The following is a 15,772-nucleotide window of genomic DNA, read 5'->3' on the forward strand; positions in this document are numbered from 1 at the left end:
TGTATCAAGACAAAAGAAGGAGCCAATCGGCGGCGGGAAGCCGAGGCAAGACTTGAGCGATGGAATTAATCTTAACAACAAACAAAAACCCCTCTCATAAGAGTAACCAAAATCCACCATCCAAAACCCCTATTTAATACACTAAACAATTTTACCAACGTCGCTGGTGCTAACTTCAATCATCTTTCGGAAAAGGATACCATATATTAAAAACTAAACCCTTAAAAATGCCATGCGCCCTAACTGCCCCTTGGCAGATTTAATCCCGAATATTCGGGATTGCAACAGGGAGGAAAATCAGACACGACGAAACTAATATTAAGCTAGCCTCGAGGAGGTAAAACTTAAGGTGTAGCGCCTACCAAAACGGCCAACATAATTCAACTCTTCCAAACTTTTCATGCAACCCTCTGGAGGGTGCAAAGGGAGGAAAACTTAAACCTAACTTTTTCGTCTGCTTTTTCAAATGCAAAACAGCAGTCTCTAACATGAAAAATCTAAAAAAAATCCTTGCCGGCTTGCTAGCACTAATCGTTGTTTGTGGTATAGTATTCACAACAAGTGCATTTAAAAACGATAAAAAAGTCACTACTTTAAAGTATCGTTTTATTGGTAGTAGTGACGCCGATTTAGACGACCCAACTAAATGGCAAGATGTATCCAGCCAGCCTAACCCAGAAAGTTGCAATCCTGGCACAGAACTACCATGTTTGGTGGTGTTCCAAGATAACGAGTACGATGATATTGCCGACTTCTACAATACACACACTACGTCTGCGGATATGTTCACGACTTCTAAAGTAATTAGTAGAAAAGATTGAAAACCAAAAAGCTGGACACAAAGTCCAGCTTTTTTCCCTAACCTTCAACCGCTTTCTTCTATTGCCAACTCAAGACTCCCACCTGAAAACTGAAGACTCAATAGTAGCAACTGTAAACCGGCAACAGAAAACACTCAGTAACTATTCTGCGGTATTCCACTCAGTAAAATAATATCTTCGGGTATCGGAATCGCAAATCTTGCACTATTGGCTTCCAAAGTATAAGTCTTACCAGCAACCGTTCTAGTCAAACTAATTCCAGCTCCATCTCTATTGTATCGTTTGATATCCGCCCATCGCAATCCCCTAAAGAGCAATTCTTTTCTGCGTTCTTTTATAATTGTTTCGAGCAGTAACACGGGGTCACGTTGCGTAAAGTCAATGTATGTTCCAGTTCTATAACGCTTGCGTAACAGGTCATTCAAATCCCTTAGCGCAAGGTCCACATTTCCTAACCTGGCATTACATTCCGCTGTGGTTAAATAAACTTCGTCTGTTGCAACACCGCTAAAGTAAAGTGTTGTTCCATCATAACTTCCCTTAAATGCATAAGAGCCGTCGGCATTACCCTTAAAATAAACTGTTTTGCGTAGGTCGTTATTTTCATAACTGTTATACAACTCCGGCAATACCTTCGCTCTACTAGGGGCAATTATCGGCAAGTTAACCATCCTGCTGGCCATTAATACCTCAGTATTAAACTGTGCCAAGGGTTGTATGGCACTCGCCGTTAACGTATTAAAATCTATTAAATCTTTTTTGATTGCCATAGCATCATTGCTATATTTCAGCGCCTCGGCATAATTACCCATCCATAAGTAAACCCTTGCCAACAAAGCGTTAGCGGCTGCTTTTGAAGGCCGCATCACATGTATTTGTTGGTTAGGCAACAAATCTATAGCAGCTTTCAGGTCAGCAATAATAGTTTGATAGTTATCTTCCACAGTCGCCCTAACAGTTGGTGCATTAAAGTCTGCTTCCTTTCTAATCGGCACGCCTAAATCTGTACTCGCAGTTTGTTTGTTATAGCCCTTAGCCCAAATATTCACAGCTTGCAAATAAGCTTTAGCTTTAAAAAAATGAGCCTGTCCTTTCGTATTCTTTAAGCTCTCCGCCGTTAAATTAGTTGGCTTTACCTTATCTACGCCCTCTATAACAGAATTAGTCCTATAGATAATGGTATAACAGTAATACCAATCATTCAACCTCGTCGCCAATGTGTTGCTGTTTTGCCAAGTATATAGACGTTGATCCGTCTCCGTCCTCGTTCCGAAGTCCGTATCTGTTACATAAAAATCCCCCGCACTTACCTCGTCGGCACTAACATCGGTTTCATTCAAAATATAGTACGTATCCATTAACGCCTGCAAATCCTTCGCTGTACTTGGTATTGCTAATGTTGCATTAGTCTTTTCATCCAAAAACTTCTCGCAACCGAACATCATTAATATGGTCAAAAACAACATGGGCAAACCCACATTCTTAAAATAGCTTTTCATAACTTTTATAAACTAAACTGTAGATTAAACGAATAGACTTTAGTAGGTACCGCTCCGGGGTAATCCGGATCTATACCTAATGAATTTCGACGCCATAGTAAGCCCAGATTATTTGCTACCGTTCTTAAGGTAACCTGTCTAAAAGGAAGTTTGGCAAACTTGCTTTTGTTAAATGTATAACCTAAACCCACATACTGTAACCTTATATGGTCACCACTAACTATTACAGCCTCAGAACGAGTGTAAAAATTATCCCTTGCGCTTACTGCCGGGTAAATTGCCGAAGGTACATTGGTAAAGGCCTCGTCTCCCGCCTGCTGCCACCTATTCGGATATTCCCTATCTCCCATTCTTAAACTGTACAGCGACCCATAATTAATTCCACTCCGCCTAAAATGGTACCCAAACTTATAACCTATCCTAAAATCCAAGGTAAAATCCTTCCAACTTAAACTATTGCCTATAGCCCCGGTCAAAGTCGGAAACATCCTACCCACATAAGCTAAATCTGCTAAAGTCGCTCTGGCACCTGTAATAGTTGCATAATCCTCACTAATTTCACCGTTAACATAACCCCTCGGATTTCCATTAACCGGGTTCAAGCCTGCCCACCGATAACCATATACTCCATAAACCGGCATTCCAACAATGCCACTGATATTTCCGCTAACAAACGTAGAAGCAGCCTGACTGCTCAAATAATAGGCATCAACTTTATCCTTATAAAAATTGGCAAATAGCGATGTGTTCCATTGAAATGCTCCCTTTAGGTTAACTGAATTAACTTCTACATCCAGCCCTCTTGCAGATATCTCCGCAGCATTTTTAAATAATTGAAAACCAATACCTCCTGTATAATCCAAAGGCGAATTTTCAATTAAATCTTTTGATTTTTTCACATAATAGTCCAACCCTACGCTTAGCCTATCGTTAAACCATTTTAAGTCCGCCCCAATATTCAAGGTATTTACCGTTTCCCATCTCAGATCCGGATTGGCATAGTTTCCAAAATTTGCGTACGGTGTCCTAGTATATATCGAAGTTCCACCATAAACAATTGTCGTAACCGCAGCTCGCTTTCCATCACTATTGCCACTACTTCCGTAGGTTAGCCTCAATCTGGCATAAGGCAAATAATCGGTTTGCATCCACTTTTCGGCAGAAACCAACCATGCTCCCCCTACCGACCATAATGGATTCCAGAGGTCGTTCGTAGCAACGCCAAATACATTAGAAGCATCTCTTCTCGCACTTGCAGACAAGGTGTATTTGCCCTTGTAATTAACCGCAGCATTACCATAAGCCGAAACATACCTGTTCACAGCGCCCGAATAATTGTCATTATAATAGATACTGCTAACGTTACCCGTAACAATGTTCTTAAAAGTATTCACGTAATCCATTGCAACAGTCTGCAAATTTTCTGCATCAACGCCATAGTTCATAGAGTTCTCAGCAACAGTAGTAGCACTTCGCATCTCCGCACCCATCAATGCGTTAATGCTAAAGTCGCCTAACCGTCCATCGTAGTTCACCTGACCTCTTAAATTGTTCGAGCTTATAATCTCCTGTCCATCATTATAAATTGCACCTAAAGGAATCGGCCTAGTCACGGTAGTCCCGTTAATCTGCGTGTATTGGTTAACCAAATTGCGGACATAATAACTCTCCACACCATAGGCAGTTCTGCTGTCGCCATTTTGTTTTTGGTATTGGTAGTTAACACCAATTTTCAATCCTTTTAGCAACATGTAGTTAACCCTCAGGTTACCCAAAAAATCCCATTTATCATTAGTTGAAGGTGTCAAATCGCCTTCCGCCAATGGGTAGTAATTCCAATCCAGCAAATTTCCGCCGCCTAGCCCCGCCACATAACTCGCCCTATAATCCTTCATCACAGGTAACGCTGTACCATCAGCAGCCATAAATTGCGTGTAGGACGGCAAAAAACCGTTTGTGGTTGTCAAAGAAGCCAAATTTATCCTGCCACTTCTACTTGCAGAACCCGTCAGATAAACAGACAAACCAACATCCAATTTACTGGTTAGTTTCATCGTATTATCTATTTTAAGGTTTAGGCGCTCAGCGGTAGCACCCAACTCTGTCAATTGTCTATCGTAGCCAGAGAAGATATACCAGTTCATTTTCGCAGAGCCTCCCCTTAAGCCTAAACTATATTGCTGGCTAACAGCACGCTCAAAAAAACTGTCCTTGTAGTTTCTGATAATGTCCTGTCCACCAAGTATGGCCAACTGCTGTTTCAAAGCCTCCGCACTAATCTTTCCCTCCCTTTGCGCTATCATCAGCTCCACAGCTGGGGTAAATGGCGCTCTCAAGGTAGAACTCTCCTGGCTATTATAGTAACCCTTACCAAACAGCATCTGCTCTACAGCAATCGCATCTGCAGCATTCAGGTTGTTATATTCGTTTAAAGTAGGTGTACTGTTAATACTGCCGCTAGCATTAAAATCAATTTGCATCGCTTTGTTGTAATTGCCCTTTTTAGTAGTAATTACAATAACACCATTACCGGCCTTTGCTCCCCAAATCGATGCCGCTGCCGCATCCTTGAGCACAGTAACACTTTCTACATCATTCGGGTTAAGGTTTGCCAAATCTCCAGCATACGGAAAATCATCTAAAATAATCAATGGCGTCCGGTCACCACGCAAAGTGCTCAGCCCCCTAACCATTATGGTAGGCGTACCAAGAGACCTTCTGTCTACGCTAAGCGCCGGCGTTATCCCCTCTAATCTAGACAGCACATCCATTCCAATCTGCTGGTTAAAGGTTTTATTGTCAACTAAACTGAAACTTCCCGTCGCCCTTTCCTTTGCCACCTTTTGGTAGCCAGTGTTTACCGTCACCTCATTAAGCTCGGTTGTTACCGGCCTTAAAAAATGAACCATCCATTTGCTTAAGGGTAAACTCAATTCAAGCGTATCCATTTGGTAGCCGATAACAGAAATGCTTAGCTTTTGCTTACCGCTAAGGCCGTCAAACAATACTTCACCACGCTCATTTACCCTAAGCATAGTATTAGTTCCAACAAGTCTTACCGTTGCGTTTGTAATAATCTGTTCGCTTTCAACGTCTTTTAGGCGTATGCCATTTTGTGCCTTGGCATAAAAGCCAATTAGGCACATGCAAAATAATGTAGCTAGAAATCTCATAATTTTGCTCCCTCCTTCTTGTTAAAATCCACCAATTTGCCAACTGTAGTTTCATTTACGAAGTCTGGTCCTGTAAAGCCAACCACACTACCGCTTGCACCAATCCACACGTAATGCGGTAAAACCCAATGCGGAAACACCTCAGCGAAATACTCATCACCAATTACCGTATTTAGCACCAAGCCTTTTGCCTGCGCATTAAAAGTCTGTTTCACTTTATTCGTATCACTATCACTTTTAACCTTGTTCACCAATACTATAGCAAGTTTATCAGGAAACTGCCTTTGTAAACTGTCCAAATGAGGAAACCGGCTAAGGCAGCTACTACACCAAGTTGCCCAAAAGTCCAGGATCAGAAACTTGCCCTTATGCTCAGCTAACGTTTTTTTAACGGTTTTTCCGTTCTCATAAAATGTATGCTCCTGCTTCCAAAAGCTATCGGACAACTTCTGCCCAACCTTTAAATCTGTAATTTTGGTTTCCTGAGCATGCGCAATCGTAAATAAGCCAAAGAACAAAAGTATAACCAGTAAATAAGCGCTCAACCTCGAATTCCAAATCCACCCGCTCTCAGCGTCAAAGTCTTTGCTCCTTCCTCCTTGTTCCTTGCTCCTTATTCCTTGTTCCTTTCTCCTTGCTCCTTGTTCCTCCCCCTCTAAGCTTTCAGCCTTACGCTTTCCGCTCTCAGCATCAAAGTCTTTGCTCCTTCCTCCTTGTTCCTTGCTCCTTGCTCCTTGTTCCTTATTCCCGTAAGGCCATAGCACAGCCATTACGCATAAAATCGTTGTTTTTTTCATAGTAAATATTTGTTGGTTTTAGTCTATTATGGTTAGTTGATAGTTTTAGTCTTTGAAAATATTCTTTGCTCCTTGTTCTTTGTTCCTTGCTCCTTACTCCTTACTCCTCACACCCTAAGCTTTCAGCCTTACGCTTTCCGCTCTCAGCGTCAAAGTCCTTGTTCCTTACTCCTCGCTCCTACATCCCCAACCAGCACTGTCCTAAAAAGCGCCGGCCAGAAAGAACGGCGGGCCAGCGTAGGCCTCAAGCTTGGAAGCATCGTTCTTTCTTGATTTTTTGCTTCTTTTTCATCAAGGAAAAAGAAGGAGCCTCTCGGCGGCGATGAGCCGAGGCAAGCCTAAGCTAGGGCAAAACTGAGCGATTATAAGATCAAAAAGTAATTGAAAAAAGCGGGAACCACTTAACCCTATCGCTAAGCCGAAATTTTATAACCATTAACTATTCCGGTTCCCGCAAAACAGCCACTAAACCGGATTCTTAGGCTTTAACGCATAAAGCCTGTCAAAAGGGTAAACATTATATTTCATAGTAAAAGACGTTTTAAAACTTAACCCAATACCAAGATTTCATACCTCAACTTTTGCTCTTTGTTCCTTGCTCTTTGTTCCTTGTTCCTTGTTCCTTACTGCTTGTTCCTTACTCCTTAATCTTTGCTCTTTGTTCCTTGCTTTTTACTCCTTGTTCCTTATACCTTGCCCTTTATTCTTAATCATCCAGCACGGAAACTGATAACAGAGAACCGACCAACCAACCGACCAACCAATCAACCAACCAGCACTGTCCTAAAAAGCGCCGGCCAGAAAGAACGGCGGGCCAGCGTAGGCCTCAAGCTTGGAAGCATCGTTCTTTCTTGATTTTTTGGGAACTTTTGTATCAAGACAAAAGTGCCTTGCCCCCGCGGCAAAGAGCGGACAAACTTTACACTTCGGCTGTCAAGAGCCGAGGCATTCCCCTGCGCATGGCCTCAACCAATCTCAATTACCAACTCAAGCAGAAAACCACTAACAGAAAACTGGGAACAAAAAAAGCCCCGCCCCCTATCACATCATATTTTGCTTGAACCTAAATAATTTGCTGATAGAGAAACGAGGCTTAAGATCTTAAACCGGACTTTTTATAATAAGGGCGAACAACTGTTTAGGGGTGATGATGTGTTTGAGCATTACAAAAACAACTCGTCTCACCAACCTCTTAAGGCAGTTTACTAGTCTTTGCGTGTAGATGATAGTTGCTTTCATTGCTCGTATGGTTTATACGAGTCTTGATTAGTGAGACGCCAAATAATACATGTGAGGCTGCACACCGTAACTACTCTAAAGTTCTCACGCCTTACGTAACACGGAATTACAGCAGCCCCACATCTATTTCGACGTACAAATATATACATCTACGCATAGATATGGGCATTTTCTGCTGTCTTGCGTTACGGCGTGAGATTTTGTAGTTGCAAGACTCGGATTAATACCTAATTCTTAATCGAATATAGAATAATTAATTAACAATACCAAGCTATAACTGGGTAAATATTTTATTCTAGTTGCCTTACTTCGAGTTGTGGCTGAATTAACCAAAATAGAACAATATGTTATCGATAAGGTAAGAGAGATTCGTCTTGCCAAAAATTTCAGCCAAACCAAATTATCAGTCTACATTGGTTTAAGCGAAAAATTTGTAGGTAACGTAGAAAGCACAAAGACATCGGATAAATACAATATCAATCATCTAAACAAAATCGCGGCAGTACTCGAATGTTCTATAAAAGATTTCTTTCCGACCAATCCTATAAAAACTAATGTCGACTAGATTAGTGCTTCCTTAATTTAATATACGTTTAGCTCGGTACCCTCAAATAAAAACTATAAGATTTACATTCAAGATAAGTGCTTCTATTGTCGGCCTTAGCACTCCTGGTCACCCTGCAAATAAAAACAAAGCCCTATCGATTGTGAAGCCTTGAAAATGTAAAATTAAAGTACTTGGATATTCCGGATACATCCACTTATATTCTAATTTCCGAAACCCTTCACACCGAATTTCAAAATAAGGAAAAAGATATGGTATAACAATCCTAAAGGGAATTAGAAATTCTGCAGTCATTCAAAATAATTATATTTTTTGTACTTTTTATACAAGAAGCACTCAGCCTGTTTAATTTTATTTATATTCCTAATGTGAGAGTGTCCTGCAACCTCAAATTTTATAACATTGTAATAAATTACTAATAAAATTACTATTTCACACTAACCTTCCAAATTGAGCCATTTTTCCTCTAAAGTAAGTAAAGAAGATGACGCATCGTCGTGATAGTTGGGAATAATATCGCCCGGCCAATTACCGGTGACTTTTTTTGCATTCTGACTAACTAATACGATATATTTCATCCTATTGTCCCTGTAAAAAAGCTTAGAGAGATTTTCTGCAATACTTCTACGATCCATCGTTTCAAAATATCGAGTTGTTTTCAATAATCTTATATCCTTGCGATAGCGTGAGCAGAATCTCCATAAAACTACGGCAGCTGGCAACAAAAAAATTGTTTTGGCAATTGTCTCCAATATCATTTTGTCTAGCTTTGATAAAGCAACATAGGTTGCAATTAGAAATAGAGCTCCAAAAATTGTTATAGTGACTAATGTTTTTAGACGTCTAAACGGAATCCTATAACTTTTCAGTAATAGAATCAACTCCATTTTTGGGCAAACCAATAGACATATAGTGTAGAGAAAATAGGTTTTAAAAGAATTAAAGCCATTGTACCAGACATCGGGTGGTATCTCCCGCCCATGATATTTAATCGATCCTACTATCGGCAAGGCAATCAACGCTATTACAAATGAGCATCTAAGCAATAATTCAGCATTTATGTTCCTAAATCCTATTAATCTTTTATTGTCAGCATCTTCCACTACAATTTCGTTCTCAACTAAATTATCGTCGTCCCAAATATAAATTGTATTTACAATGTAATAATTAATGAATTTTAAAATTTTATAATAGGTAAAACATACTAATAGAGCAAAGAATGTTAGATATGAAAAGAACGATAATATTATGCCTGCTAAAAGTAACTTACGCTCAAATAACAACCATTTGTACTGATAATAAACCTTTTCAAAAGTTGGTGTTAATTTCAAAGCAAACGATAGCTCTTTTCGTCTAACAAAAAAGTCTATAAAATCAGACCTCAGTATATATTTGATTATTGATCTATTCAATACCTCATCCGTTCTTTCTAGATACCTTCCTGCTTTAAATCCAGCTTCTTGTATTAGGGGATTTGATGTATTAAATGCGATAAGAATTGTCTTTTGCAAAACTGAAGTTTCTGTAATTGACGAATTCTCTACAATGATTTTCCTCAATAGGAGATTTTTAGAACTCATTTGGAACAAGATGAATGCTGAAAGTTCTTTTCTAAAATGCTCAATACACTCAAGTCGCATCATAAAAGCTTCTTTTAAGAATCGCAGACAGAAAATTACCTTTACGTTGTTTTCATTGTTAAGCTTTAAATGCTTTGTTTCCATTTTCCGAATAAAGTTCCAACAAAAATCCGCTATTGCTATTGCATTTTCCATTGGCGCAACCTCACAATAAAGCACTAATGCATCTCGATATCTAGAATCAGATGGAATGGACTCAAGATTTATTTGCGTATCGCTAAGTAGCATTTTCTGTACCACAAAATACTCATTAAAACGTCGATGCACAAAACTGAACATAGCCCCATTACCCTTACCCAATTTAGCTATTTTTGCATACTCTAATACTTGAACTATATGTTCGATATTGTACGGAATACGGTCAAATTTCTTCATCAAATCTTTCATTGAAATTTCCAAACCAGATTTATGTCTGTGAAAAATATAATGTGCTATTTCAATGGCAAATTCGATTACAGAACTTTTTGAAAGCTTTAGTTGCCCTATTTTTTCATTTGCAGCATCTAATCTATTATCTATATAGTTCCTGAACAATTCTGCCCTTATAGATGGTAAGTTTCCATTGTTAGATTTTACAAAATTTATTAGAAGTGCTGACATAAACGGATTTGAAGCCAGTGGCAAAAGGTCTGCTCTAGTGTGGAATAATCTATGCATAACACTTTCACTGAATGCATCTGACTTTTCAAGATTTTCTTTAATTTTATAGTCTGATAACGGTCTAAGCTCTAATGTAACAGATGCGCTAAAGTACTTATTTGGTCGCCTGAAAATTCTGGATGCCACTATGCCTCGTCCTTCAACGCCAGCCGTTATGAATTTATATATAGCATGCGATAAGTCGCTAATTAGCCAAGATGATTCTGAAATGTCTAACACCGAAGGCATCTCATCAAATGAATCGATTATATAGAAAAAACGCCCTTGCGAATGCATTTTCTCAAAATAGCTATCCATAAAATTATTGCCGAATAGATCTAACTTTCCTTTTATATTCTTTAGCACAAAGTGATAGACATCATTTTCAGTTGGCCTGTTTTTTTCAGTCCATGGTATATCGGGTTCCCATTCCTTTAAATTTATATATAAAGCAACTCTCCCTGTATCCGCAGTCTCATCCAACATTTCTTTTGCTAATTTTCTTAACGCGACACTTTTACCTGAGCCTGGATCCCCTAATATTAAAAAAGCCCGGGCTCTTTTGTTTTTCTTCAAGGCATTCATTAAGTCAGTTATACGCTTTTCTTTCCTGTTGTTAGATATTATCTCAACCTCCGCATCAATAGGTGTAAAATAGTAATCACTCCAGTTAGTTTCCTTGTCAATTTTCAGAAGTTCTGTACTTAAAGATTGGCTTATCGCTTTCATTTTTCCTTTCATGTCAAGATCTTTTAAATCATCTTGCAATGGATTCGGATGAGGTATTACAATGGTATTCTTTCTGAATACATAATTTACTATAAAAACGATAATTATTAATATAATTAAAAGCAGTGCAATGATTAAGTCTACGTTTACCTCAACTGCCGAAAAATAAGAATATTTCTTGCTTAAGTTAATTACCATAGGATTTACAGCAATAACTATAGGCTTAATAATAGGTTCGATTTTCTCTAAACTTGTTACCAAACTCACAGCTGCCAACCAAAAACCACCTACGGAAAAGTACGTAAGTAATGGTTTTCTATATTCTTTCGGTGTCCAAAAATTTTTTGTTAAGAAAAGACAAATAGCAACTGAGGTGGTCAAAAAAATTCCTCCAATATGGTTATTTGAAAAAGAGTAGTAAAGTGTTCCAACAGCAAGTAAAAATAAAATCATTATTATTCCTTTGTAAATAGGTCTCAAATCATTAAACCAATACAGTATTCTTTTGTTATTCATTTTATTTTATTCTAAAGATTATTAACCAAAAAATTGATTTTTTTGAAATATTAAAAAATTTCAATTTCCAATTGAAAATTTTATTTAATTTCTAAGACGTGTGCGTCATTTTAAAAAATCTTTATCAGTTGTTATCCCATTTATACTCTAAGTCTTTTATTACATAAAATTTAGCGTCTACACATTCCAACTTTTCATCATTAAAAATCGCCAAATTATATCCATGCTTATGCATAGCACTTTTGTACTCCACTGCATCAAAGCCTAGAGATTTGATCAACTCACAAAGAAACTGGGTAGGCAGATAATCTAGGTGCACATCTTGTTTTCGCACTGGTTTAGACAATTCATGTTCTAAGCGTTGCAAATAAGGACGGTACTGTATAAATTCTTCTAATGAAAAGCCCCTATCTAAAATCTCAAATGGACCGTAATCTGCTACATTTTTTAATGACACAAGACTCAGCGGTTCTTTGGCAATAAACTTACCGATAGTGATCCCTTCATGTAATGCTATCCTCGTCTCGTAAAGAGTAGTTTCCTCACTTTCGGAAACATATAGGTAAGGTATACCCACCGGGTTGGCTCTACCAGGTGTTGTGCTTTTTTGCGGCGGTTTGCCAAGTTGAGCTATTTCTAATGGTTCATCAGAAATACGTGCCCTATAAAAAGTGGTATCTTTTGGATAAGTAACCGCTAAACGTTCAAAAATAGATTGTAACTCATCTGTATCAATTTTCTCACTTAAAAAAAATCTATTCTTTTCCTTAATCTCCTCTGAGAATGATTGCCATTTAAGCTGTAAATCTAACGCAGGTATCGCACCGATATTAGTCAAAACTTTAAATTCTACAGGCCGCTCAAATAAAACCTCGGAAAAGAAAGCACTACCCCTACCAATTTGATTCACGAGATTTTTAACATCTTTTGTTTTTAAAACATTTGTGTTAAACAACCTGCTCCAATAGAACTGTAAATGTTCATCTAATAGGTAAGTTCGTTCAGGATTCAACGAAATATTACCTCCCGCATAATCTACATACAATTCGAAGAGTTGATCGAAATGCTCCGCCATATCTTCACATTTTATCACAAAAGTTTCTTCTAGCTCGCAGAAATTACACCTACCATGGTCCCATGCCATCGTTCGCATCCTGTTTTTCAATCCTTGATCGGAAAAACAGTTTTCACAACAATTCATACGTAATTAAGGAAGCAGACTTTGCACCAATTCTATATGATGCATAATGGATAATTTCTTAATAACACCTAAGCCCGGAAATGCACCTCTTGCGTAATAATCTCTAAATTGCCTAACCGCTAAACTATTTATACCTTCAGCATCTACAAAGGCTATTAGTTTACCTAATGCCTCACCAAACTTACCCGCAGTATCACTTGCATCTAAATTATTGTCTGATAGGAAGTGCTGAATTCTAATATCATCACTATTATAGTCTTTGTAAGTTAGATGAATAACAACTGCAAAAGGCAACATACCACCTTCTACATATTCAGCACCTACAGTTACGTAATCAGCAAAAGCATCAAATCCCTCACTCCTATAGTAAAAATAATCGCTCGAAAATATTTCGTCTACACTGTTTTCGTAATCAACATTTCTTTTTTGCTTAATAAATGAGTCGTTTACAAAACCCAATAGCCCGGTACTAAACCCTCTACGCATGGCTATTAGGTGGCTAACATGAATTAGGTTGTACTGCAAATTACTATTATTAGCAATCTGTTTTAACTCAGCTCCACTAGATATTTGGTTGAGATGTATTAGAGAATAACCATTACTCAGATAATTTTCTTGTAAAGAAGAAGATTTAAAAAACTGAAAATCTTGCTCATTTGCAATAAGATAGGTAGGTATTATGTTATCTATACCTTCATCTAACAAGCGGGATATAAAATCTAAAATAGGCTTATAGTTCTTTTTTAGATCTCCATGTTCCGGATTTACGACCAGCTGTACTTGGATTTTTTGAGCGCTCAATGCTCTAATTGCAGTTTCAATACTTTTGAGTTCTTTTTTCAAAGGCTCAATAATAGGCGAAATCTTATTCGGGTCTAATGGTAAGGCAGTTAATTCCCTTAAAGCCAAAAGCTCAAATTGTTTGCCCCTGAGATAGGGTAAATACATAGCGTTAATTTAAAATTGGTAATTCAATCTTTTAATTAATGCAATATAATCATTTTCGTTTAAATTGGAGTGATAACATGCAAGCCTTAGATAGTCGGGCAAATCTGTTTGCGTTGTTACAGAATTTGTAAATATGTCTATCCTATCTTTAATCACTTTTAAAAATTCATTTTGTACTTGTTCTGCTTCAAATGAATTGGCAATTTTCAAACATTCATTAAATAAATGCACTGGTTGTACTTTTGGCACCTCGCCAATAAGGTTTTTGATTACATTTAAATACTCTTCTTTTCTAAGTGATTTAAGCATCGCAATAGGCTCAAGCTTTGATATATCCGGCGTAGCCCTTTCAACTACCTCAATTTCATTTAGAGGAGAAAAGGACATGATGCCGATTTGCGGTTCTACAATGCTCTTATATTTTTCCACTAGAGAATGGTGCACAACAATGTAAACTTCTGAAAATCCCCTATAATAATCAATCAACTGACTTTTCAATCTGGTCGGCGCATCCAATTCGGTTTTTATTTCAAACACTTTATTGGTTCCATTAACTAAAATAGTATCAGCTTTAGAATTGCCAATCCTAAACTCGTTTAGTAAAGCAGTATCAGACAAAGAATATTCCTTTAAAATAAAGCTATTTAACAGTATGCTTTTATAAACATACTCATGCCTGTAATTTAAAAGCAAATGCTCATAAGAAAATTGAATAAGGTCTTTAATACTGCATTTATCTTCAATAGCAGCGCCATTTTTATTCAATAATGTTTTTAATTGTCTCGCGTACTTTTTATGTTCAGCATCGCCATCTCGCATCAAGCGCTTAAAGCCAGCATTAGAAATGAGCTTGGCTAATGAATTGAGATTTCCCGATGGAACTGTCGGTTTTGCTAACATATTGTAAAGTTACAAACTATTAAAGTTAAGATAATAATTTGGTTGTGAATTTCCATCAAATTTTACTTTGAAACATAACTACTTTTTGATAATAATAAAACCTATTTTAGAAAACAGATATTTTAAGTTATGCCAATACTTTCAAAAGACGTCTCCAAATCTTTCAAAAATGGAGATATTGTATTTATCAAATCAAAAAAGCACAATACCAGCATTGTAGCTACGATAATAAAGTATATTCCACATGGCGAGTGGTATTGCTCTTTCACGGACAAATCAACCAAATTGATAAAAAAAGACTATTTCAGTCACGACGAAATTGATTAGTTGATGAGCATAGCTAAAGTGCTTAAGTTGTCATTCCTATTAAAAAAGATATGACACAGTATAAAACTTGACACATCATGGTGTGCTCGTGATTCAAATTTTACGAGTATTTTTATCAGATCAACACATCACGTTTAATGTTAAAGCCAATAGAGCTGATCAGGCAATTAAAACGTTTCGAACAGACAATAAACGATTTCGTTATAAATTTCAACCGCCGTAAACATAGACCTAATAACCATAACTTCCTATTTTATAGAAAAAAGCGGTTACGGCAGTAAGCACTAAATTTTTACGGTATCATTTCCAAGCCCGAGAGTTTCAGCTTGCCGTTTTCTTCTTTGAGCCAGAAGCCGAATTGTGCGCCTTCGCGACCGTAGCCAAATTCGTTGTTTCGTTGGGTGGTGTAGAAAATAATGCAATTGCCATAGCATAAGGTGTTTGTGGTTGTTTCTATAGATGAAATCATTCTAATCTATAAATTTCCAATGTGTTTGGGATTTTACGTTTTGCGTTTTCCCTTTTTAAACACCATTTTATTACCAAATTTATCCCTTTTCAAAACATTATCTGTAAAGTTGAGCCCAGGCGGCAAAGAGCGGAAAAATAATGATTATGTAATTACTAATTCGAAGTGCAAAACGGCTCATAAGGTTAGCCACTACCACGTAGTGCTCTTGAATACCAATAAAAATAACTACAAAAGCATGAAAAAAAGAACGGTTGCCCACGCGGCAAAGAGCGGAAAAACAATCATTGAACGTTTAAACCCTTGCCC

13 protein-coding genes are annotated in these 15,772 nt (G+C 37.6%); 4 read left to right on the forward strand and 9 right to left on the reverse strand.

Translation table 11 applies throughout. The annotated features are described in order from the left end of the window. Window positions 1-488: 488 nt before the first annotated feature. Window positions 489-821 (forward strand): DUF6520 family protein, encoded by a 333-nt coding sequence (locus DUT69_RS11820; protein WP_113653419.1) that lies wholly within the window; start codon window positions 489-491, stop codon window positions 819-821. 134 nt (window positions 822-955) lie between these two features. Here DUT69_RS11820 and DUT69_RS11825 read toward each other — a convergent pair whose 3' ends face one another. The 4 genes from DUT69_RS11825 to DUT69_RS19280 form a co-directional block, all read right to left on the reverse strand. After that, window positions 956-2,320 carry a RagB/SusD family nutrient uptake outer membrane protein gene (locus tag DUT69_RS11825; RefSeq protein ID WP_113653420.1) on the reverse strand — a complete coding sequence of 455 codons (1,365 nt, stop codon included), beginning with the start codon at window positions 2,318-2,320 and terminating at the stop codon, window positions 956-958. Between the two features lie 5 nt (window positions 2,321-2,325). Further along, window positions 2,326-5,493 carry a SusC/RagA family TonB-linked outer membrane protein gene (locus tag DUT69_RS11830; RefSeq protein ID WP_113653421.1) on the reverse strand — a complete coding sequence of 1,056 codons (3,168 nt, stop codon included), beginning with the start codon at window positions 5,491-5,493 and terminating at the stop codon, window positions 2,326-2,328. Then, on the reverse strand, window positions 5,490-6,290 hold the full coding sequence (locus tag DUT69_RS11835; RefSeq protein WP_113653422.1) for a TlpA family protein disulfide reductase: 801 nt from the start codon (window positions 6,288-6,290) through the stop codon (window positions 5,490-5,492). The genes DUT69_RS11830 and DUT69_RS11835 overlap by 4 nt, the downstream gene beginning before the upstream one ends. A gap of 1,101 nt (window positions 6,291-7,391) precedes the next feature. After that, window positions 7,392-7,529 carry a hypothetical protein gene (locus tag DUT69_RS19280; protein ID WP_162796299.1) on the reverse strand — a complete coding sequence of 46 codons (138 nt, stop codon included), beginning with the start codon at window positions 7,527-7,529 and terminating at the stop codon, window positions 7,392-7,394. 316 nt (window positions 7,530-7,845) lie between these two features. Between DUT69_RS19280 and DUT69_RS11840 the strand changes: the two genes are divergently transcribed. Beyond that, window positions 7,846-8,094, forward strand: a complete 249-nt coding sequence (locus tag DUT69_RS11840; protein ID WP_162796300.1) for a helix-turn-helix domain-containing protein — start codon at window positions 7,846-7,848, stop codon at window positions 8,092-8,094. 437 nt (window positions 8,095-8,531) lie between these two features. On the opposite strand, the gene DUT69_RS11845 is transcribed toward DUT69_RS11840, so the two are convergent. From DUT69_RS11845 to DUT69_RS11860, 4 genes are all read right to left on the reverse strand, one after another. After that, complete coding sequence (locus DUT69_RS11845; RefSeq protein ID WP_113653424.1) at window positions 8,532-11,618, reverse strand: NACHT domain-containing protein; 3,087 nt, start codon at window positions 11,616-11,618, stop codon at window positions 8,532-8,534. A gap of 124 nt (window positions 11,619-11,742) precedes the next feature. Then, the gene (locus DUT69_RS11850) at window positions 11,743-12,762 is read right to left on the reverse strand and encodes an RES family NAD+ phosphorylase (protein WP_162796301.1); all 1,020 of its coding nucleotides are present in this window, start codon (window positions 12,760-12,762) and stop codon (window positions 11,743-11,745) included. A gap of 63 nt (window positions 12,763-12,825) precedes the next feature. Next, on the reverse strand, window positions 12,826-13,767 hold the full coding sequence (locus tag DUT69_RS11855; RefSeq protein WP_113653426.1) for a sce7725 family protein: 942 nt from the start codon (window positions 13,765-13,767) through the stop codon (window positions 12,826-12,828). Window positions 13,768-13,776: 9 nt separating this feature from the next. Then, window positions 13,777-14,667, reverse strand: coding sequence for a sce7726 family protein (locus tag DUT69_RS11860; protein ID WP_113653427.1), 891 nt, complete (start codon window positions 14,665-14,667; stop codon window positions 13,777-13,779). Between the two features lie 129 nt (window positions 14,668-14,796). Here DUT69_RS11860 and DUT69_RS19285 point away from each other — a divergent pair, with 129 nt between their 5' ends. Continuing rightward, complete coding sequence (locus DUT69_RS19285) at window positions 14,797-14,994, forward strand: hypothetical protein (RefSeq protein WP_162796302.1); 198 nt, start codon at window positions 14,797-14,799, stop codon at window positions 14,992-14,994. Between the two features lie 292 nt (window positions 14,995-15,286). Here DUT69_RS19285 and DUT69_RS19290 read toward each other — a convergent pair whose 3' ends face one another. Then, window positions 15,287-15,463, reverse strand: a complete 177-nt coding sequence (locus tag DUT69_RS19290; protein WP_162796303.1) for a hypothetical protein — start codon at window positions 15,461-15,463, stop codon at window positions 15,287-15,289. A gap of 109 nt (window positions 15,464-15,572) precedes the next feature. On the opposite strand from DUT69_RS19290, the gene DUT69_RS19370 reads away from it, so the two are divergent. Next, window positions 15,573-15,772, forward strand: a 200-nt coding sequence (locus tag DUT69_RS19370) for a hypothetical protein (protein ID WP_205314257.1), incomplete at its 3' end; no start/stop codon positions are given.

The organism is Pedobacter namyangjuensis (genome assembly GCF_003313325.1).
GTDB lineage: Bacteria > Bacteroidota > Bacteroidia > Sphingobacteriales > Sphingobacteriaceae > Pedobacter > Pedobacter namyangjuensis.